We start from the raw sequence: 20,928 nt of genomic DNA, 5'->3' as shown, positions 1-20,928 counted from the left end.
ACCTTTCTTATTTAGACTCAAGTAATACACGTCGATTTAGATAGAAATAATCCCATCCTGACCAAAGTGTAAAGAACAATGCAACATAGAGCATGATTGTATCAAATGGAATACCAACCAATGTAAAGATTGTATTGTGTAAAAGAGCAGCAGCAATCGCTACAATTTGTGCCCAAGTTTTAATTTTACCAAGCTGATTGGCAGCTACGACTTCTCCTCCACCTGCCAAAATCAAACGTAAACCCGTTACAGCAAATTCACGACTGATAATAATGATAATTACCCAAGCAGGTGCCATCTTAAGCTCGACCATTAAAATAAAGGCTGCTGAGACAAGTAACTTGTCAGCTAAGGGATCTAAAAATTTCCCAAATGTCGTTACAAGATTATACTTACGTGCGTAATAACCATCCACCCAATCGGTTGTTGAAGCAAAGATAAAAATAAGTGCGCCTATAAAATGATGAATTGGCATCTCTGCACCAAAAAGTGATAATGTTCCCCAGCCAAAATCAAACATCATAACAATGACAAAGAATGGAATAAGTAAGATTCGAGAGATGGTAATTTTATTTGGAATGTTCATTTTTCTAACACCTTTCATGATGAAAGAAAGTAGTCATCATGTGATGACTACTGTTCTTTATTGAAATTGATGACGATATTTTGCGTTACAATTTGTTGTGCATACGTTAGAAGTTCGTCATTAATATAGATTTTAGCTTGCGTTGAATTACCGAGACGAATACGAACATAGTTTTGTGTTGAGGCGTCAAATTCAACTACTTCCCCGGCATTATAGACACGCGTATCTGTTAAGATTTCTTGTTGCTGTTGATTGCGAATACCAACAAATGTAGGGCCTGATATTTCAATTTTCAGTTTCATTGTATCTGTCCCTGTTAACGTATAAGAAGTTGTCGCTCCATCTGCTTCAACAGTACCCGCGGAAATTGTTTGCTTCATCTCTTCAGTTTGATCAGTGTCATCTTCATCAGTTGGTGTTTCTTCTGTAGCTTTTGTATCTTCTTTATCATTTTTCTGTGCATCTTTATTTTCTTGTTCTTTTTTATCCTTCTCACTATCAATTGGCTTGACATTTGTGTCATATTCAATCTCAGGAGTTGGATTTACTTCTTCGCTTGTCCCTGGACTGTTTTTTGATTGCCATAGCACCCATATAACCACAATAATGACTACAATAAATAAAGCAACAATGATTTTGGGCATAGCCTCCATCATTTTATTCGAAGGGCCTTTCGTTACTTTTCTTCTGCTAGGGCTATTCGTCATCGATTGACTTACTTGATCGTTTGGAGTGCTCGGTAGTTCATTTTTATATGTCTCTAAGATTTCTTCCGCGTCCAAACCAACAGCTTCTGCATATTGTTTAATAAAAGCTCGTACATAAAACGAACCAGGCATAATGGAATAATTGCCCTCTTCAATTCCTACTAAATAACGTTTTTGGATTTTCGTTATTTCTTGTAAATCGTCTAAGCTGTAGCCTTTAGACAGTCTCGCCTCTTTCAGTCGAGTCCCTAATTCTGCCACTAATAACACCTACTTTAACATCAAATTAAAAATTAAATCCTCCAAAAGAATCGGATTCGGACATATGATTTTTTTCCATTATTTCATAAGTAATTTCTTCATCAGTGTGATGACGTAGTTCAATAATATAATCAAAATCCTCTATTTTATATTCTGAATGCTGAACAAACATATCTGGATGCTCTACAACTTTGATACAAGGCATATTCATCATTTCACGCACCAATTGCAAATGTTTCTCATCAGATGAACGTCGAGTCACAATACCATCTAAAATAAAAATATTGTTACGACTAAATTCATCTCCCACAAGCTTATTACGAACTGTTTGCTTAATCATTGTAGATGATAAAAAGATCCATTTTTTATTGGCACAGACACTGGCGGCTACTATGGATTCAGTTTTTCCAACACGTGGCATGCCACGAATACCAATCAGCTTATGTCCCTCTTTTTTAAAGAGTTCTGCCATAAAGTCGACTAAAATACCTAATTCATCTCTTACGAAATGGAATGTGTTTTTTTCATCTGCATCTCGAGGAATATAACGACCATGCCTAATGGCTAAACGGTCGCGAAGTTTTGGTTGTCGAAATTTGGTTACGTTAATATGTTCCATTGTCGAAACAATTGTACGAAAACGCTCAATTGCCTCATCATTGTCTGTATGCACTAACATACCACGTCGATCCTCATCTACACCATTTATTGATATAATATTGACACGAAGCATCCCTAAAAGTGAAGCAATATCTCCTAATAATCCAGGGCGATTCACCTGAATTTCATATTCAAAGTACCAATCGCTCAACACACTCGTTCCCTTCCTATTAGTTAACGTAAAAAATCCTTTATAAGTTCCATCATAGCTGATTTTTTATGTAATGGAAAGTTAGAATACATGGAATTACAGCGTTATTTACTAATTTTTTTTGATGACTGTTAAATAGGCTTACATACGTTCCCGTTTTCACAGATAAAAAGTTTATAGTATAGCAAAAAGAGGAGATTGGCTCTCCTCTTTTATTTACTGCACATGCTTATTTTGTACGAGCTTAATGACACAATTCGCTAATGCATGTTTTTCATCTTCAGAGGCAACGCCCCATAAATCCGACAGCACTCGCTCTTGTTCGTTTTTAGGATCGACATTAGTCGCCAAATATTCTCCAATTTGGACAGCAGCCGTTTGAATCATTTTCTTCGGCATACCGCTTGATTCAGCTTGCATGACGTTTTGTCCTAAAAACGATGTCCATTTTTGCCAGTTTTCTAAAATGGTCATATTCTTCCTCCTCCTTTACACAAGTAGTATGTGCAAAAGAGATTATTATATGTACCAGCCTCCATTTAATCGTACGATTTGTCCTGTCACATAATCAGCTTTACCAGACAAATAAAAACGTACCATTTCAGCCACATCCTTTGTTTGTCCAATGGAGCCTAGTGGGATATCGTCCAAAATGTATTGAAGCTCTTCTTGATTTAGATGGCTGTTCATTGAGGTATTTATAAAGCCAGGAGCAATAGCATTTACTCTAATCCGAGATAATGCCGCTTCTTTTGCATAGGATTTGACAAAAGCATGTTGCGCACCCTTAACAGTTGCATAAAGTGCCTCCCCCGCTGAGCCAGCTTCTCCCCAAATGGAACCTATAAATAGTACATAGCTCACTTCATGCTTGCGAAGTTTTCCAGAAAGTAAAGCTGTTAGTCTCATAGGATTTTGAACATGAACACGCCATAAAGCATCCATATCCTCGACTGTCGTATCTTCGAGCAATGAATAGTGGGCTTGTCCATTGGCAAAAACAATAGCCTGCACATTGAAAATTTGCGCGGCTACTAATTCTGCTCCATTAACAATTGAAAAATCCCCCTGTACAAGCATAAATTCTTGTGCAGGGAAATTTTCGGAAAGCATTTCACATAATCTCTGTGCCGCATTTTGATTGTTTGAATAATGTACATAGATAGACCAGCCGTCCTCAGCTAAGCTTTGACAAATGGCATGACCGATATCACCTGATGCACCTAAAACAAGGGCAAATTTTTTCACTGTGCATCCTGCTTACTTGGCAGAATTTTAAAGACCGTTTGCTGTGTTTCACCTTGGATAGAAGCAAATGCTTTTTGTAAATCATCCACAGTTAATGTCTCAAGTACTGGTACTACATCAAATAAATTCATTTCATTAAAGGAATATCGTGTGAATTGGTTTGCGATAAACTCGATCGAATTTAGTGCACGTAGGAAGAACCCAATTTTTTTGCGTTTTATACGATCCAAACCAGCACGATCAAACTGGCTATTTCCTTCATATTTTGCTAATTCGTCCATAATCGTTTTTGCCAATTTATCAGGCTCTGCTGAATCTGATCCGATCATGGCAAACCCAAAACCATTTTCTAAGGTAAAATCAAAAGCATATGTCTCATCAATTAAACCTTCCTCGTAAACACGTTCATAAAAATCAGAGGTACGTCCAAAAATAAGCTCAAGTGCAATTTGAACCGACAACTCATGCTTTAACATGTCCTGACCTGATAAATTAGTGTCTTTCGCTTTTAAACCTACATAAATTTTTGGTTTTTGAACATCCATATTTAATGTACGTTCTTTAATAGCTACCTCTGTTGGTTCTATATCAAAGAAGCGTTGAATAGGCGTTGGTTCTGGGAACTCTTTTTTACCTTGATTCTCACGAATAAACGTCATCATTTCTTCTGGTTCAACAGCACCAATCACAAATAACAACATATTCGAAGGATGATAAAACGTATTGTAGCACGTATATAAGTGCTCCGCTGTAATGCCATCAATCGATTCAATTGTACCAGCGATATCAATCTTTACAGGATGATGATGATACATATTTTCGATTGTGCCAAAGTATAGACGCCAGTCTGGTTGATCATCATACATTGTAATTTCTTGCCCGATAATTCCTTTTTCTTTATTGACAGTAGCTTCTGTAAAGTATGGTTCTTGGACAAAATTCAATAATGTTTCTGTACTTTTGTAAATATTATCAGTTGAAGAGAATAGGTATGCCGTACGTGTAAATGATGTAAATGCGTTAGCAGAAGCTCCATATTCACTGAACTTTTGGAAGACATCGCCATCTTCTTTTTCGAACATTTTATGCTCTAAGAAGTGAGCGATTCCATCCGGCACCGTAATGCTTTCTGTTTGACCTATGGGTACAAAAGTGCGATCAATAGAACCGTACTTCGTTGTAAATGTAACAAATGTTTTAGAAAAACCTTTTTTCGGCAAGATATATACATCTAATCCATTTTCAAGCTTTTCATAATAAAGAGTTTCATCTAATTGCTTAAATTCTATTGTTTTCATTGTGCGGCTTGCTCCTTTCCACATAAGAAATAGACCGCTTCAAGCTGCACTTGCTTTGCCATTGCAACAACATCTTCTTTTGTCACAGCTTTCCACTTATTTGCCCAGGCTTGAACTGAAAATTCCTCAGGTAAATCTTTATATTGATCAAAAATTTCAATTTGTCCTCGAGCAGAATCTAAGGATTCTTTTAGCTGATTCGTCAGCATAGCCTTTGTTTGTTCCAGCTCTAAATTTGTAATGTCCCCAGCCTGCATGACGGCTAGTTGTTCTTTAATTAAAGATAGCGCTTTTTCTTCATTTTTAGCTTCAATACCAGATACAACAAATACAAGTCCGTAATGCGAAGCGTAGGAACTAGAAGCATAATACGCAAGACTCTCTTTTTCACGAACATTCATAAACAACTTGGCATGTGGATACCCACCAAAAATGCCATTAAAAATTTGCATCTTAGAGAAATCTGCATCACCAAATCTAACAGGTGTGCTAAAGCCAATATGAAGTTTACCTTGTTTCATTTCATGCTGCTCTCTTACATAATCATTGTCTGGATGTTGTTGAGGGAGTACTACTGGAACTTCCTCAGGAGTACGATCCTTAAATGGTAGCGCTTTTTTTAATTTCGCAACCATTTCCTCTTCATTAATGTCTCCAGCTACATAAATATCGATTTTGTCGTTAGCTAGCATCGATTGATAAGCCTCAAATAATGAGGAAGGGGTAATCTTTTGAATTTCTTCGACACTACCATTCGCTGAAATTGATGCTGGCTCATTTGGTCTCAGGATTTGTTGTAGACGGAATTGAGCAAAGCGAGATTTATCATCAAAAATAGATTCAATACGTTGAATAACTGTCTTTTTTTCACGCTCAACAACGGATTCCTTAAAAACACCATTTTCTAGATTAGGCTCAAAAATAGCCGTATGCAATAAACCAAGGACTTCGTTTAAGACACTCGTATTCGCTAGATAATGATCATTAACAGTCTCTACATTCATAAGAACTGTATGCTCATTGCCACGCTTCGATGTATCAAAATACAAAACTGTACCATACAAGTCATCTAAAAAGCTTCGAAAAGCAGCAGTTGTCTTATATTTAGCATTACTGTGCTGCAGTACATTTGTTAATACTGTACGCTCTGATGCACTTTTAGCCGTTAATGCTCTTCTCCATTTAATTGAAAAATTCACGGTTTTAAATTGGGTCGTTTGTCGGATATGCAAATTGACACCTTTTGCAAAAGGTATTGTTTTAAACATATGAAACCCTCCTATCCTTCTTAATATAACGATGTACTACACATACTATACATGTCTATTGTCTATAATTGCAAAAGGAATCCAAAGTATGTATGGGAAAAATTAAAAATTACGCCAATTATATAGAAAAAGGACTGAGCATAGCTTGCCCAGTCCTTAAAATGCTTTTCTTAGCGTTTACCTTTTATATAAGGCTGTCCACTCGCTTTTGGAGCGTTTGCTTTCCCAATAAAGCCTGCTAAAGCAAGAATTGTTAACACATACGGTAAAATTTGTAGATAAACTGCTGGAACATTCTCGATTAGCGGAATTTGATTCCCTGCAATACTTAATGTTTGTGCTAAACCGAAGAATAGGGCTGCACCTAGTGCTCCAATTGGATGCCACTTCCCGAAAATCATTGCGGCAATAGCCATGAAACCTTGACCAGCAATTGTTGCGTGTGAGAAGTCATGTGTAATTGTTTGTGCATACACTGCACCACCAAGACCACCTAATGCCCCAGAAATCATCACGGCAATATAGCGCATTTTATTTACATTTATACCCATTGTATCTGCTGCCATTGGATGTTCACCCACAGCACGCAAACGCAAGCCGAATGGCGTTTTATAAATGATAAACCATGCCCCGAATGCTACAGCAAACGCTAAAATAGATGTGCTGTAAACATCATGGAACAGTAAACGACCGAAGAACGGAATATCCTCTAAGTAAGGGACACCAAAACGACGAATCGGTTGGTCAATCATATCTGTTTGACCTTTATCATAAATCATTTTTACTAAGAATACAGTTGCAGCTAAACCTAGTAAGTTAATAGCTACCCCTGATACCGTTTGATCGGCACGGAAAGAAATAGAAGCTACAGCATGGAAAAGTGAGAACACAGCACCAATCACAACAGCTGCTAGCATTGCCACCCAAACTGTTGCTGCCCCTAATGATGAAGCGAATTCTAAATTGACAAAAATACCAACAAAAGCACCGACAATCATTAAGCCTTCTAGCCCGATGTTGACAACACCAGAGCGTTCAGAGAATACCCCACCGATGGCCGTAAAAATCAAAGGTGTCGCATAAAGAATCGCTGAAGGGATGATGAAATATAACATTTCTAAAAAGCTCATGTTATTGTCCCTCCTTTTTCTTGCTCAGCTTTTGTAAGCCTACTCGAATAATATAGCCTGATGCAACGAAGAAGATAATCAACGCAATAATAATGGATACGATTTCTTCTGGAATACCCGCAGCATTTGGCATATTTAATGCACCATATTTTAAAGAACCAAAAAGGGATGCTCCAAACACTACCCCAAGTGGTGTATTGGCACCAAGTAGGGCAACGGCGATACCGTCAAAACCAATTCCCGTAAAGCCAGGTTTAATGGATGCGTTTTGGAATGTCCCTAAAGCTTCCATCGCACCACCAAGACCTGCAAACATACCAGAAATCGTCATAGCTAAAATAATATTTTTATTGACACTCATACCTGCATAGTCAGCAGCATTTTTGTTAAAACCTACTGCTTTTAGCTCGTAGCCACGTGTTGTTTTTTCTAAAATGAACCACATCACAACTACCATTAAAAGTGCAACAATGATCCCATAGTGAAGACTTGAATTGTCTGTAAGCTCTCTTAAAAACGGAGAACGTAAAGAAGCTGACTCGTGGATACGTTCTGTTTTAAAGCTGCCATCGGACAATTTCTTAATTACTGCATTTGCAATATAAAGTGCAGTGTAGTTCAGCATAATTGTCGCAATAACTTCGTGAACTTTAAATTTCGCTTTTAAGAAACCTGCAATAAAGGCCCAAAATGCACCTGCAGCAGCTGCCGCAAGCAATGCTAATGGTAAGTGAATGATTTTAGGAAGTTCAAACGCATAACCTACCCAAGCAGCGGCCAACCAACCTAAAATTAGCTGACCTTCAACACCAATATTGAAGAGCCCTGTACGGAATGCAAATGCTACCGCAAGACCTGCTAAAATATATGGTGTAATTTGACGAATTGTGTTCCCGATTGAATATGAATCTCCAAAAATACCTGTCCAAAGAGCGATATAACCTTGCACTGGGTCATAGCCACTGACTACCATAACGATAGCCCCTACAATTAAACCGATAATGATAGAGATGATAGGAACGAGGATATTAATGACACGATTTGACATTAGTCGTTCCCCTCCTTCGCATCACGCTTTATATTTTTTTTACTTTGTCCTGCCATTAGTAAGCCTAGCTCTTGTTCAGTCGTTTCTTTCGGATTTAACTCATCGACAATTTGTCCATCATAGATAACAGCAATTCGATCCGAAACATTCATCACCTCATCTAATTCAAATGAGATTAACAAAACGGCTTTCCCTTTATCACGTTGCTCAATTAGACGAGAATGAATGAATTCAATAGCTCCTACGTCAAGTCCACGTGTTGGTAGAGCAGCAATTAATAGATCAGGGTTACGGTCAATTTCACGACCAATAATTGCTTTTTGTTGGTTACCACCAGATAATGCACGAGCTGGTGTCATCTCCCCATTACCAGTACGCACATCATACTCTTTAATGATTTGACGAGCTTTCTCTGACACCTTTTTATAGTCCATCACAAAGCCCTTCGCTATTGGAGATTGGTAATAAGTTTGTAATGCAATATTATGACCAATCGGGAAATCTAAAACTAATCCATGCTTATGACGGTCTTGTGGAATATGTCCTACGCCTTCCTCTGTAATTTTACGAGGCTTCATGTTAGTAATATCTTTACCATTCAGCTTGACTTTACCACTTTTAATTTTGCGTAGACCTGTAATGGCTTCTATTAACTCGGATTGACCATTACCATCAATACCAGCAATACCTACGATTTCACCTTTACGAACATTTAAATTAAGACCTTTAACTTTATCAATATTTCGATAGTCTGTAACAACCAAGTTCTCAATCGAAAGCACTTCTTCAGTCGGTGTCGCATCCGTTTTTTCCGTTTTAAATTCAACTTGACGTCCAACCATCATCTCAGCAAGCTGATCAGGATTTGTGGCAGCGGTTACAACAGTGCCAATCCCTTCTCCCTTACGGATAATCGTCACACGGTCTGAAACTTCCATAATTTCTTTTAGCTTATGCGTAATTAAAATAATGGATTTACCCTCTGCGATAAGACGACGCATTATTTGAATTAATTCGGTAATTTCTTGCGGTGTTAATGATGCAGTTGGTTCATCAAAAATTAAAATTTCGGCACCACGATACAATGTTTTTAATATTTCTACACGCTGTTGCATACCAACCGTGATATCCTCGATTTTGGCGGTCGGATCAACATCTAATCCATACTTTTCAGAAAGTGCTTGTACTTTCTTAGCCGCATCTTTTATATTCACAATTCCCATTTTAGTAGGCTCAGTGCCTAAAATGATATTTTCTGTTACCGTAAAGTTTTCTACCAACATAAAATGTTGATGCACCATGCCAATCCCTAAATCATTGGCAATATTCGGGTTTGTAATTTTTACAGCCTTCCCACGTACACGAATTTCGCCACCCTCTGGTTGATACAAACCAAAAAGGACGTTCATCAAAGTCGATTTACCTGCACCATTTTCACCTAGCAATGCATGAATCTCGCCTTGTTTCAGTTGGAGGGTGATATTATTATTCGCCACGAAATTACCGAATTCTTTACGGATTCCTAGCATTTCAATCACATAATCCAAATTTGTCACTCCCTTAATAGGCACTATTATTAAGTATTTTCATCTTAGCGTATAGTATCTGCTGCTACATGATGGATGGTACAGATAAGCCATACGTCCAGTAATAAATTTTCTACTAGAGGCTATATTTTATTACCGATTTAATATCACACCTATAGAGGTAGATGTTTTGCTAAATTAATACAGGAAAGGTCATCGTTAGAAACCTTTCTTCTATTAACTTGTTACCATCATTATTCAAATCATAATTACTACCTCTATAAGGTTCCTATAAATCTAGCTAAATAGAGTATTGCGAATAATCTAAATATAACGATAGATTGAAAAATCATCATAAGGTCCTTCTAAGAGTCCCTTATGATGATCAAAAGATGAATTATTTTTCCACTTTTTCTGGAACTTTGATTTCACCCTTAGCAATTTTTTCTTTATATTCGTCGATTACTTTTTGTACATCTTCTGGAATCGCACCGCGAGAATCTGCAAGTTTAACGCCATCTTCAGCTAAACCATAAACAAGTGTTTCTCCACCTGGGAAATCACCATTTTTCGCTCTATTTGAAATATCTACTACTGCTGTATTAACACCTTTTAACATAGAAGTTAATGTAACGTTTGTTTTATCGTCTACTTTACCTTCTTCGTATTGGTCAGCATCTACACCGATAACCCATACATCAGCATTTGGATCTTTCGCTTTACGCTCTTTTGCTTCAGAGAATACACCGTTACCAGTTGCACCAGCAGCGTGGAAGATCACATCTACACCTGAAGAATACATGCTGTTCGCTGTAATTTTACCAAGATCTGCTTTATCAAACGCACCAGTATATTTTACTTGAATATCGATATCTGGGTTTACTGCTTTAGCCCCTTCAACGAAACCAGCGTGGAAACGGTTAATAACTGGAATATCAACGCCGCCTACGAAGCCGATTTTACCTGTTTTAGATGTTTTCGCTGCAGCAACACCTGCTAAGAAAGCACCTTCTTGCTCTTTGAACAGTACGTTTACTACGTTGTCTGCTTCTACTTCAGCATCGATTAATGCAAAGTGGCTATCTGGATTTTCAGAAGCAACTGCATCAATTGCATCAGCCATCATGAATCCGATACCAAATACTAAGTTAAAGTCACGACGAATTAAGTTGTTTAAGTTTGTTTCATAGTCAGCATCTGAAGCTGATTGTAGGTAGTCAAAACCACCATCACCTTTTGATAAATCGTGCTCTTTACCGTAAGCTTGTACACCTTCCCATGCAGATTGGTTGAATGATTTGTCATCAACGCCACCTACGTCAGTAACCATCGCTACTGAGAAAGCTTCTTCTGTGCTTTCGCCACCTGAAGCATTGTCATTTTCTTTCGCTGGCTTTTCATCGTCTTTCGTACCACAAGCACCTAAAATAGCACTTGCCGCTAATACTGATGTTAATACTAAACCAAATTTACGTTTTTTCATTTAATTAACCCCCCAAAGGTATTGTAATTAGCAGGAAAAAATTTAGAAATGTTCTACACCCGTTTACGAACTACATGGAAGCTGAATTTATCAGCTCGGAAATAATTTTTTGAATAGAGCACTACTTGATCATGATCATCATAATGCAATTGCTTTAACACTAAAAGAGCTGTCTCACGTCCACAATTTAAAATCGGTGAGGCTTGTTCATGATACCCAACTGGATCAATATAGGTTACAGCATAAGCTACATGAATTTTGCCAGATTGCTCAAGTGCAGAGAACAGTGAAACTTCTTTTTTTTCGACAAAGTCAGTAGGCAGGAAGCTTGCAGGTAGCCTGTCTATGCAGTATACTACTGGCTCACCATCCGCTGTTCTGACACGTTCAATCGTGAGTATTTTATCGTCGCCATCACTTTGGAAGCGTTTTAAATCTTCCTCAGAAGGCACATGCTCAGTCGCTTTTAAAAAACGCGAACCTGGCTCCATACCTGCTGCCTCGATCATAGAAGAAATACTAGATAAATGCTCGATGCCTGATGTAAACAACGGCTTCGGGTTGACAAAAGTCCCAACCCCATGTCGGCGCACAATCACATTTTCCTCTTCCAACAGTCGAAGTGCTTCTCTAAGTGTTGCTCGACTGACTCCTAGTGATTTCGATAATTCAAATTCTGAAGGCAGCTTTTCATTTTCTTTAAAAATGCCAGCCTCGATATCAGATTTTAAACGATCGATTACTTGAAGATAGAGATGACGATGATCTGCTTTAATAGTCACATATATCACCACCAAAATCAGAGATCAGACATCTGATGTACAACATTCCTACTAATCGTTCATAAATATAACATTTTTGCAGAATGAAATAAACAGTTTTGAGTAAAATCTGTTATAGAATTCATTCTTTCTTTATTTTATCTGCAAATATTTGGACAAAAACACAATTTCTCTCACCATTTTCATCTTCATTTTTTGCTTAGTTATCGTATTGGTGAACAAGTACTTGACGAGGCTTACTGCCCTCTGGAGGCCCAACAATACCGCGTTGCTCCATCTGATCAACAATACGTGCAGCTCTTGAATAACCAATACGGAAGCGACGTTGAAGCATAGAGACAGATGCTGTTTGCATATTGACAACTAATTGGACTGCTTCATCATATAAATCATCTGTTTCCTCTAAAATGGTTTCTTCTTCAGTAGGAATCATTTCCTCCTGATACTGAGCTTTTTGCTGTTCTATAACAAAATTCACAACAGCTTCAACCTCTTGATCTGATAAAAAGGCACCCTGCACCCTTTTCGGTTTCGAAGCCCCGGCTGGTAAAAATAGCATATCACCACGACCCAGTAGGCGTTCAGCCCCACCCATGTCTAAAATTGTTCTTGAGTCAATCGCTGAAGAAACTGCAAAAGCAATTCTGGATGGAATATTTGCTTTAATGACACCTGTTAAAACATCTACACTTGGTCGTTGTGTGGCGATAATCAAATGAATGCCCGCCGCCCTTGCCATTTGTGCTAAACGTGTAATCGAATCCTCTACATCACTTGATGCGACCATCATCAAATCCGCTAACTCATCTACAATAACCACAATATAAGGTAGCTTTGGATGTTTTTCCTCTGTTTGATCATTAACCTTTTGGACATGTGCATTATAGCCCTCAATATTTCTTGTACCTGTATGAGAAAACAAATCATAGCGACGTTCCATTTCAGATACCACTTTTTTCAGTGCTTGAGAAGCTTTACGTGCATCCGTTACGACAGGCGCTAATAAATGTGGAATCCCATTATAAACGTTTAATTCAACCATTTTTGGGTCTATCATCATGAGCTTCACTTCATGCGGTTTTGTACGCATTAGTATGGAAACAACAATGCCATTTATACACACACTTTTCCCACTTCCTGTAGAACCAGCTACAAGTAAATGTGGCATTTTATTGAGCTCTGCTAATACAGCTTGTCCTGTAATATCACGACCAAATGCTACTTGTAATAATGCTTCAGGCTTAGCACCATCTTTCGATTCTAATACCTCACGAAGTGTTACAATGGCTACCTCACTATTAGGTACTTCTATACCAATCGCAGATTTCCCAGGAATTGGCGCTTCCATACGAATATCTTTAGCTGCCAATGCTAATGCAAGATCATCTTGCAAATTGACAATTTTGCTTACTTTCACTCCGATATCTGGTAAAATCTCGTATTTCGTAACAGCAGGACCTAAATGCACCTGTGTCACCTTTGCCTTTACGCCAAAGCTTTGTAATGTTTGTTCAAGCTTTTTGGCATTTGCTTGAATCACTGAATATTCACCACTTTGATCATGTTGTGGTGGTAATTGTAATAAATTATATGATGGGAGCTGATAATCTGCATTTTCTACTGCATCTGTACCCTGAATCTGGACATCATCCGTTGCTTCTTCTAGTTCATTTTCCACCAAGTGAGTTGTATCCAGTACTTCTCTTTCCTGTGAAACATTCTGTGTGAAAGCAGAAATAATCGGTTCATGTGGTGTTTCGTCTTCTTGTTCAGGCATATCTACAGATTGATTAACGGCTGCTACTTCATCTCCACTCTCTACTCTTGAACGACGATTATTTGGTTTCTTGGGTGTATTTTTTTTCTTATCTCGGTTCTTTTTTTTCCATTTACCAAATACATCTGGCGTTTTTTCTGCTAAATAAGGCACTAATGCTTTACCAGTGACAAGAATTAAACCAATAAAGAAAATAACCCAAGCAACAACTTTTGCCCCTGAGGCCTCAAACAGCACATGAAGCCCGCTAAAGAGTAGGGCACCAATCATGCCCCCTCCCAAAGCATTACTACGATGAATGATACCTTCTGTATTAATCAAAATTCGCCATGATTCACGTAGCACAGAATCAGATAGTAGACCACCTGATTTGGATAGTTGTTCAAATAATATGCCATGGCTAAAAATCGTTAAGCTCATAACAATGAGGAACATGCCAAGTATTAATCGATCCTTTATCCCAACTTTTTTACGACCAATCATCATTAACAATGCAACAAATATAAGCATAAATGGAACAGCAAAATGTAAATTACCAAAAAGGAACATGGCGATTGTTTGTAGAATCCGCCCGATCATACCGTATTCAAAAATCATAATGATTGCTAATGCAATTAAGAGCAACCCTAATATTTCGTACATAAGCGGATGCATGTCTTTTTTTTCTGTTGTCGCTTTACTTTTAGTAACTTTTTTTCTCTTACTAACTGCCATCTAATTCACCTTCTTCTGCAATCCATTCTATATATGTAGCGAATCATCACATGTAGAACTTGAATATTTCAAAAAAAGGATTTTCCACCGCAATTGGGAGAAAATCCTTTTTCATTTATTTTTTCCTCAAAGCATATACGATGAGCTTGTTCAATTAATATTCCATAATAATAGGAATAATCATTGGGCGACGTTTTGTTTTTTGGAATAAATACGTATTTAGCGTATCTCTAATTTCTTGTTTAATGTTCGTCCATTCAAAGGTTTCTTTCCCAACGTACTTTTCAATTACATTCTTCGCTATGTCAGAAGCCTCAATCATTAATTCCTCTGATTCTCGTACATAGACAAAGCCTCGTGATAAAATTTCTGGCCCAGAGGCAATTTTCTTTTGTGCTCGATTCAATGTTACCACCACAATGAAAATACCATCCTGCGATAATAACTTACGGTCACGAAGTACAATATTACCTACATCGCCTACACCAATACCGTCAATTAAGACATTACCAGCTTGTACACGGCCACTCATGCGCATTTTATTATTTTTATATTCTACGATATCCCCTTTATCAGCGATAAAAATTTGGGATTTTTGCATACCTAGCTGTTGTGCTAATTTAGAGTGCGCAATTAGCATACGGTATTCTCCTTGTACAGGAATAAAATACTTTGGTTGCATTAAGTTTAACATCAGCTTTAAATCTTCTTGGCTACCATGTCCTGAAACATGGACATTTTTGCTAGAAGTCAAAATTTCAGCGCCTGCTTTTGACATAGAGTTCATTGTATTCGCCATTTGAACTTCCATGCCAGGAGAAGGTGTAAAGGTGATTAGTACCGTATCACCTTGTTTAATTTTAATGTCTCGATGGTGCTTACGGACAATTTTTTCTAAAGCATCGAGAGGTTCTCCTCTGTTGCCTGTTGCAATAATGATAATTTCATCATCTTGATATTTTTGCATTTCCGAGATCGGAATAATTGTATCTTCTTCAACTGTTAGATAACCTAGCTGTACGCCTAAATCAACCGCTTTTTCCAATGGTTTGCCCACAATTACAACCTTACGGAATGATTTCTGGGCTTGAGCAAATACTTGTTGAATTCGAATAAAATTCGATGCGTAAACAGCTACTAAAATACGACCTGGTGCTGAGTGGAATGTTTTTGATAATTGTTCTTCAATGACAATCTCTGATGTCGTATATCCTGGTCGCTCAGCTTCGCAAGACTCAGATAATAGAATGAAAACGCCGTCTTCTCCTAGCTGTGCCATTTTTGCTAAATCAGGCTTAAATTTACCTGTCGCAGACTGATCGAATTTAAACTCTCCTGTATGAACAATCGCGCCTTCAGATGTATGGAACACTACCCCTAACGAATCGGGAATACTATGTGTTGTGTGGAAGAATGTTACATACGTTGAGTTAAAATTCATACGACTACGGTTTGTTACTTCAAAAAACTTTACTTGATGTGGTGCAGGTAATTCTTTTAAATGTTCCTTTGCTAATGCAATGGTTAATTTCGAACCGTACACAGGTGCCTTTATTTTTTGTAATACATAGGCAATAGAACCAATTGCATCTTCATGACCATGTGTTAAGAAAATACCTTTCACACGTTCTTTATTTTCTTCTAAGTAAGTAATGTCAGGAATCACGATATCTATACCTAGCATTTCATCTTCTGGGAACATTAAGCCGCTATCCACCACAAATAGCTCTTCATCAATTTCTACTACGTACATGGCTTTCCCAATTTCGCCTACACCACCAAGAGGGATGATGCGGATTAATTCATTTTTCTTTTTTGTCAATTTATTTCCTCCTAAAAAATATCCCGAACAGCAACCACTTAACATTTATTATACGGTTTGCAAAGCTTTTGCACAAATTAAAAATACATGTTTCACGTAGGAAATAGATTTTCCTGCTATTTGCTTATTACTAGCAGATGGAAAACAAATATTGGTTATCCTGTATAAATAGAGCTAAATAAGTATTTGTAAGGACGAGGAGTTACAAATTTTGTACATACTTTTTATTTATAAAATATAAAAAACGAGGCTGAAATGCTATCAGCCTCGCTCCTATTTATCTAAAACTTTTCGCTTTTTCTTGATACGTATCCCAAATTCGGTCAAAATTAGCTTTCTCTTCATCTGTCATTTCCATCATCGGCAAACGAACATTGAGTGTATCAAATCCTAATTTTGTCATCGCATATTTAATCGGTGAAGGGTTGGGCTGAGCGAACAGCGCACGTACTAAAGGTAATAAGGCTCGGTGAATTTGGGCTGCTAGCTTATGATTTCCTTCTTCAAACGCTTTAATCATTAATTGCATATCATTGCCTACCACATGGGCAGCTACAGAAATAACACCTGCTCCACCAATGGCCATTAGTGGGAGTGTTAAACCATCGTCCCCACTATACACTAAGAAATCATCAGCTGGATCAACATTCTCAATAACATCACCCATCTGATCTAAGTTACCGCTCGCTTCCTTAATCCAAGCAATATTAGGAATCTTGCTTAATGCAACAGAAGTTTCATAGGCAACATTGACCCCAGTACGCCCTGGAACATTATAAAGCATAACAGGGAGACTCGTTTGTTTAGCAATGGTTTCAAAGTGAGCATAAATCCCACGTTGATTTGGCTTATTATAGTAAGGAGCTACAAGCATAATGCCGTCTGCTCCATTTTCTTCTGCCTTATGTGTCATCGCGATAGAGTAAGCTGTTTCATTATCCCCAGTACCTGCAATAACTGGTACGCGACCTGCTACTTTCTCTACTGTAAAGCGTACAACTTCAATTTTTTCTTCTGTAGACATAGTTGGGTTTTCAGAAGTCGTACCACAAGCAACAATACAATCAGTACCATTGTCTATTAAATGATTAATAATACGTTCTAGTTCTGGATAATTAATCGTGCCATCATTTTTGAACGGCGTAATCATTGCCGTTCCAATTCGACCTAAATTCATCCTTACACCCCTCTTATAGTAAGTTATCCTCAAGCATTGCTTCTGCAATTTGGATAGAGTTTAATGCGGCGCCTTTTAATAAATTGTCAGAAACGATCCATAGATGGAACCCTTTGCTGTTGTCTAAATCTTGACGGATACGTCCTACAAAAGTAGCGTCTTCCCCTTCTGCATAAATAGGCATTGGGTAAGTTTGTGTTGCAATATCATCTTGTAATACCACACCTGGTGCGTTGCGTAATACTTCGAAAATCTCTTGGATTGACGCGTCTTTCTCTACCTCAATATAAACAGATTCAGAGTGACCTGAAACGACTGGCACACGAACACAAGTAGCAGCTACTTTTAGCTCTGGTGCATGCATGATTTTTTTCGTCTCATTAATCATTTTCATTTCTTCGTATGTAAATCCATTATCTGTGAATTTATCGATTTGTGGAATGACATTACGAGCAATTGGGTAATGACGTTTATCACTACCAGACGGTAAAATATTTGCTTCTACATCTTTACCTGCATCCCAGTTTTCGCTTTGTGCCTTTAATTCTTGGATCGCAGAAATCCCTGCACCTGATACTGCCTGATAAGTTGAAACAATTACTTTTGTTAAACCAAATGCATGACGAATTGGTTCAAGCGCAGCTACCATTTGAATTGTCGAGCAGTTTGGATTCGCAATAATTCCCTTATGCTTCGCTAAGTCGCCTCGATTCACTTCAGGCACGACAAGCGGTACCTCTGGATCCATACGAAAATGGCTCGTATTATCAATAACTACTGCTCCACGCTTAGCTGCTTCTGGTGCAAGCACAGCTGATACTGAACCACCAGCTGAGAATAAAGCGACATTGACGCCTTCGAAAGCCTCAGGTGTCGCTTCTTCAATTGTATATGTTTCCCCATTAAATTCGATTGATTTTCCTGCTGAACGAGCAGAAGCTAGAAATTTAATATGTCCAATCGGAAATTTACGTTTAATCAACTGCTCCATCATTTTCGATCCTACTGCACCTGTTGCCCCAACAACCGCAACTGTTAACTGCTTTGTCATCTGTCATCTCTCCTTGAATACATGTTCCATAATGTGTGCTATTGTATCACAAAAATACTGAAAATTGTGTGTAATCTCTTATTTATTTGAAATATTGTATCAACAGCGGTTGTAATTGCTTTTTCTGCGTAATTGCTGCATGAACAGTATCCACCATTTGCTCAAAATCAGCAATTAAAGAATTTGGTTTGGAGTGAGGGGCATCCTGACCAAAGGGAATAAAATATATATTTTTGGCATTTAACAGCTTCATAATATTTATGCCATTTAAGCCTAGTGCATCGTTTGTGGAAATACCTAAAACTACAGGCGAACCATTACGCAAAGTAGCCTTTGCTGCCATTAACACAGGACTATCTGTTGCCGCATTAGCAAATTTACTTATGCTATTGCCTGTCATGGGGGCTATGACCATTGCATCTAATGGATTGGATGGGCCAAATGGCTCCGCCTCTTTTATAGAAGAAATAACTTTTTCTCCTGTCAAAGCTTCTATTTTGGCAATCCACTCTTCACCTGTACCAAAGCGTGTAGCTGCATGTAAAACGGAATGGGTAATGATTGGAATAACTGTTGCTCCGACATCAATAAAATTTTGGATTTTAGGTACTACATCTTCATACGTACAATGAGAAGCAGTAATACCTAAGCCAATTCGTTTCCCCGTTAACAATTTTCTTCCTCCTCTATTGCCTTGCACAATATTGTAGCAGCATCATGTGCAAAGTATTTCCCAGGCAATGATGGCAATAGTACATATGTTTGTAATTGATCAGAATCTATATCTAAACATCCTGGCTCTGATGCCAAGTCATATAAAACAGTTGGAACATGCTCTATAAATGACTCTGTAATCCATTTAGCAGGAATTGTATTAATAAAAATGCCATCTGTAATAGACCATTGGCGATCATCTAAATTCGTGGCTTTATAACCATATGCTTTTGCTTCACTCACTTGTACAACTGAACGTGCAACAATATGAACATTCGCTCCCATTTTAACTAGTAAAGAGGCGAGCATTTTTGCAATGCGACCAAAACCTGCGATTGTGAAATTTTGTCCGTAAATACATTTTTGCTCGAGCCCGTAAAACGTGGCGATAAATCCCTCCGCTGTTAATCGAGCATTTTGCCAAATAAATGATTCTTGTTGTAAATAGCAAATAGATTCATTTTTCTCTAGTAATTGCTTCCAATGCATTGTTAATCGACCTGTATAAAATTTCACTTGTGATATACCATAGAGCTGCTCAACTTCTATTTTTAATGGGAGAATAGGTAATACGATTTTATTAGGCTGGAATTCTAAAACAAGTTTATTTAACTCTTCGTTCCATACGGTCGTTCTTTTATAAAATACTGTTCTCGATGGACTTCTTAGCATTGTAGCTAGTTCCTTTAATCGGGAGTCCTCACCGATAACAAGCCATTTTTCGTTTTCCAAAAGCTCACCTCACTGTAAATATTCTGACTGTACTGTAGATGTCTTATTAAATAAAATACGATCTTCACCAATTAAAATAATTTCGTGCCAAGGTATCATTTCACTAACTTTCATTTTCTTTTTTTGGAATGGTAGTTTATCTTTCACAATTTCAAAACCATGTATTTTCCCTGTTTGCACATCTAATAGGCATTCTGTATGTGCCAGGATGCCAAAATGTACGCCACCCTCAATTTGAATTAACTCCTTATCCACCATCTCAGATAGTAGCATGCCTCATCTCCCTCCTTGAGCCGTTACCTCAATATATGCGGACTTTTTGCAAATCGTGACCCCTACCTAAAGTACGAATATGTTGCATTTTCACCGCCTCCTGTATATAGTGTATATATACAGTTATAAGAGGTGATGATTTGTGCATATCCATTTAAGTAATGCGAGTGAAAAACCTATTTATGAGCAAATCACCATACAGCTCAAAGAGGCTATTTTAGCTAATAAATTACAGGCTGGTGATGCACTACCGTCTATCCGCGCTTTAGCAAAGGATTTAAAAATAAGTGTGATGACCACTAAACGTGCCTATGCTGATTTAGAGCGAGATGGTTTCATTGAAACAGTCGCTGGGAAAGGGAGCTTTGTCACAGAACGAAATCAAGACTTTCTACGCGAGGAGCTATTACGGCAGGTAGAGGGACACTTGCAAAAGGCAGCAAAAATAGCGAAAACCGCTGGACTTTCTAGTGAAGAATTACAAGAACTACTATCTTTAATGTTAGAGGAGGATAAGTAA

20 protein-coding genes are annotated in these 20,928 nt (G+C 37.8%); 1 reads left to right on the top strand and 19 read right to left on the bottom strand.

Going from position 1 to position 20,928, the window contains the following annotated elements:
• Window positions 1–7: 7 nt before the first annotated feature.
• The 19 genes from pgsA to PSR12_RS05520 form a co-directional block, all read right to left on the bottom strand.
• Entirely contained in the window at window positions 8–586 is a 579-nt protein-coding gene (gene pgsA / locus PSR12_RS05610) for a CDP-diacylglycerol--glycerol-3-phosphate 3-phosphatidyltransferase (protein WP_004224936.1), read from the bottom strand.
• Between the two features lie 47 nt (window positions 587–633).
• Window positions 634–1,563, bottom strand: a complete 930-nt coding sequence (locus PSR12_RS05605) for a helix-turn-helix domain-containing protein (RefSeq protein WP_274771977.1) — start codon at window positions 1,561–1,563, stop codon at window positions 634–636.
• A gap of 16 nt (window positions 1,564–1,579) precedes the next feature.
• A complete protein-coding gene (locus PSR12_RS05600) occupies window positions 1,580–2,365 on the bottom strand; it encodes a DUF3388 domain-containing protein (protein ID WP_026023397.1) in 786 nt (261 codons plus the stop codon).
• Between the two features lie 216 nt (window positions 2,366–2,581).
• Complete coding sequence (locus PSR12_RS05595) at window positions 2,582–2,839, bottom strand: DUF3243 domain-containing protein (RefSeq protein WP_004224939.1); 258 nt, start codon at window positions 2,837–2,839, stop codon at window positions 2,582–2,584.
• Between the two features lie 45 nt (window positions 2,840–2,884).
• The gene (gene ymfI, locus PSR12_RS05590) at window positions 2,885–3,613 is read right to left on the bottom strand and encodes an elongation factor P 5-aminopentanone reductase (RefSeq protein WP_274771975.1); all 729 of its coding nucleotides are present in this window, start codon (window positions 3,611–3,613) and stop codon (window positions 2,885–2,887) included.
• Window positions 3,610–4,911, bottom strand: a complete 1,302-nt coding sequence (gene yfmH / locus PSR12_RS05585) for an EF-P 5-aminopentanol modification-associated protein YfmH (RefSeq protein WP_257521315.1) — start codon at window positions 4,909–4,911, stop codon at window positions 3,610–3,612. Before yfmH ends, ymfI begins: the two co-directional genes overlap by 4 nt.
• Window positions 4,908–6,179 carry an EF-P 5-aminopentanol modification-associated protein YfmF gene (yfmF, locus tag PSR12_RS05580; RefSeq protein ID WP_274771972.1) on the bottom strand — a complete coding sequence of 424 codons (1,272 nt, stop codon included), beginning with the start codon at window positions 6,177–6,179 and terminating at the stop codon, window positions 4,908–4,910. The genes yfmH and yfmF overlap by 4 nt, the downstream gene beginning before the upstream one ends.
• Window positions 6,180–6,349: 170 nt before the next feature.
• Complete coding sequence (locus PSR12_RS05575) at window positions 6,350–7,309, bottom strand: ABC transporter permease (RefSeq protein ID WP_048391533.1); 960 nt, start codon at window positions 7,307–7,309, stop codon at window positions 6,350–6,352.
• A 1-nt stretch (window position 7,310) separates the two neighbouring features.
• The gene (locus tag PSR12_RS05570; RefSeq protein ID WP_004224945.1) at window positions 7,311–8,357 is read right to left on the bottom strand and encodes an ABC transporter permease; all 1,047 of its coding nucleotides are present in this window, start codon (window positions 8,355–8,357) and stop codon (window positions 7,311–7,313) included.
• On the bottom strand, window positions 8,357–9,904 hold the full coding sequence (locus PSR12_RS05565; protein ID WP_257521312.1) for an ABC transporter ATP-binding protein: 1,548 nt from the start codon (window positions 9,902–9,904) through the stop codon (window positions 8,357–8,359). Before PSR12_RS05565 ends, PSR12_RS05570 begins: the two co-directional genes overlap by 1 nt.
• A 376-nt stretch (window positions 9,905–10,280) precedes the next feature.
• Window positions 10,281–11,366, bottom strand: a complete 1,086-nt coding sequence (locus tag PSR12_RS05560) for a BMP family lipoprotein (protein ID WP_221682736.1) — start codon at window positions 11,364–11,366, stop codon at window positions 10,281–10,283.
• A 53-nt stretch (window positions 11,367–11,419) separates the two neighbouring features.
• On the bottom strand, window positions 11,420–12,148 hold the full coding sequence (locus tag PSR12_RS05555; RefSeq protein ID WP_036080379.1) for a GntR family transcriptional regulator: 729 nt from the start codon (window positions 12,146–12,148) through the stop codon (window positions 11,420–11,422).
• 199 nt (window positions 12,149–12,347) lie between these two features.
• Entirely contained in the window at window positions 12,348–14,639 is a 2,292-nt protein-coding gene (locus PSR12_RS05550; protein WP_221682737.1) for an FtsK/SpoIIIE family DNA translocase, read from the bottom strand.
• Between the two features lie 154 nt (window positions 14,640–14,793).
• Window positions 14,794–16,461 (bottom strand): ribonuclease J, encoded by a 1,668-nt coding sequence (locus PSR12_RS05545; protein WP_004224952.1) that lies wholly within the window; start codon window positions 16,459–16,461, stop codon window positions 14,794–14,796.
• Window positions 16,462–16,738: 277 nt separating this feature from the next.
• Window positions 16,739–17,638: a 4-hydroxy-tetrahydrodipicolinate synthase gene (gene dapA, locus PSR12_RS05540; RefSeq protein WP_048391545.1), complete on the bottom strand. Its 900-nt coding sequence runs from the start codon at window positions 17,636–17,638 to the stop codon at window positions 16,739–16,741.
• A 13-nt stretch (window positions 17,639–17,651) separates the two neighbouring features.
• Window positions 17,652–18,689: an aspartate-semialdehyde dehydrogenase gene (locus tag PSR12_RS05535; protein WP_048391546.1), complete on the bottom strand. Its 1,038-nt coding sequence runs from the start codon at window positions 18,687–18,689 to the stop codon at window positions 17,652–17,654.
• An 82-nt stretch (window positions 18,690–18,771) separates the two neighbouring features.
• On the bottom strand, window positions 18,772–19,362 hold the full coding sequence (locus tag PSR12_RS05530) for a dipicolinate synthase subunit B (protein WP_004224962.1): 591 nt from the start codon (window positions 19,360–19,362) through the stop codon (window positions 18,772–18,774).
• Window positions 19,356–20,135 (bottom strand): NAD(P)-dependent oxidoreductase, encoded by a 780-nt coding sequence (locus tag PSR12_RS05525; RefSeq protein ID WP_004224963.1) that lies wholly within the window; start codon window positions 20,133–20,135, stop codon window positions 19,356–19,358. Before PSR12_RS05525 ends, PSR12_RS05530 begins: the two co-directional genes overlap by 7 nt.
• Window positions 20,136–20,144: 9 nt before the next feature.
• On the bottom strand, window positions 20,145–20,408 hold the full coding sequence (locus tag PSR12_RS05520; protein WP_004224966.1) for a YlmC/YmxH family sporulation protein: 264 nt from the start codon (window positions 20,406–20,408) through the stop codon (window positions 20,145–20,147).
• 142 nt (window positions 20,409–20,550) lie between these two features.
• On the opposite strand from PSR12_RS05520, the gene PSR12_RS05515 reads away from it, so the two are divergent.
• Window positions 20,551–20,928: a GntR family transcriptional regulator gene (locus PSR12_RS05515; RefSeq protein ID WP_004224968.1), complete on the top strand. Its 378-nt coding sequence runs from the start codon at window positions 20,551–20,553 to the stop codon at window positions 20,926–20,928.

The organism is Lysinibacillus sp. G01H (genome assembly GCF_028872195.1).
Lineage (GTDB): Bacteria > Bacillota > Bacilli > Bacillales_A > Planococcaceae > Lysinibacillus > Lysinibacillus capsici.
This window is presented reverse-complemented; position numbering and strand designations above follow the sequence as displayed.

Coding starts and splice junctions, on each gene's coding strand:
- pgsA (WP_004224936.1), bottom strand. CDS start 586: ATGAACATTCCAAATAAAATTACCATCTCTCGAATCTTACTTATTCCA.
- PSR12_RS05595 (WP_004224939.1), bottom strand. CDS start 2,839: ATGACCATTTTAGAAAACTGGCAAAAATGGACATCGTTTTTAGGACAA.
- yfmH (WP_257521315.1), bottom strand. CDS start 4,911: ATGAAAACAATAGAATTTAAGCAATTAGATGAAACTCTTTATTATGAA.
- yfmF (WP_274771972.1), bottom strand. CDS start 6,179: ATGTTTAAAACAATACCTTTTGCAAAAGGTGTCAATTTGCATATCCGA.
- PSR12_RS05575 (WP_048391533.1), bottom strand. CDS start 7,309: ATGAGCTTTTTAGAAATGTTATATTTCATCATCCCTTCAGCGATTCTT.
- PSR12_RS05570 (WP_004224945.1), bottom strand. CDS start 8,357: ATGTCAAATCGTGTCATTAATATCCTCGTTCCTATCATCTCTATCATT.
- PSR12_RS05560 (WP_221682736.1), bottom strand. CDS start 11,366: ATGAAAAAACGTAAATTTGGTTTAGTATTAACATCAGTATTAGCGGCA.
- PSR12_RS05550 (WP_221682737.1), bottom strand. CDS start 14,639: ATGGCAGTTAGTAAGAGAAAAAAAGTTACTAAAAGTAAAGCGACAACA.
- dapA (WP_048391545.1), bottom strand. CDS start 17,638: ATGAATTTAGGTCGAATTGGAACGGCAATGATTACGCCGTTCAAAAAT.
- PSR12_RS05535 (WP_048391546.1), bottom strand. CDS start 18,689: ATGACAAAGCAGTTAACAGTTGCGGTTGTTGGGGCAACAGGTGCAGTA.
- PSR12_RS05520 (WP_004224966.1), bottom strand. CDS start 20,408: ATGCTACTATCTGAGATGGTGGATAAGGAGTTAATTCAAATTGAGGGT.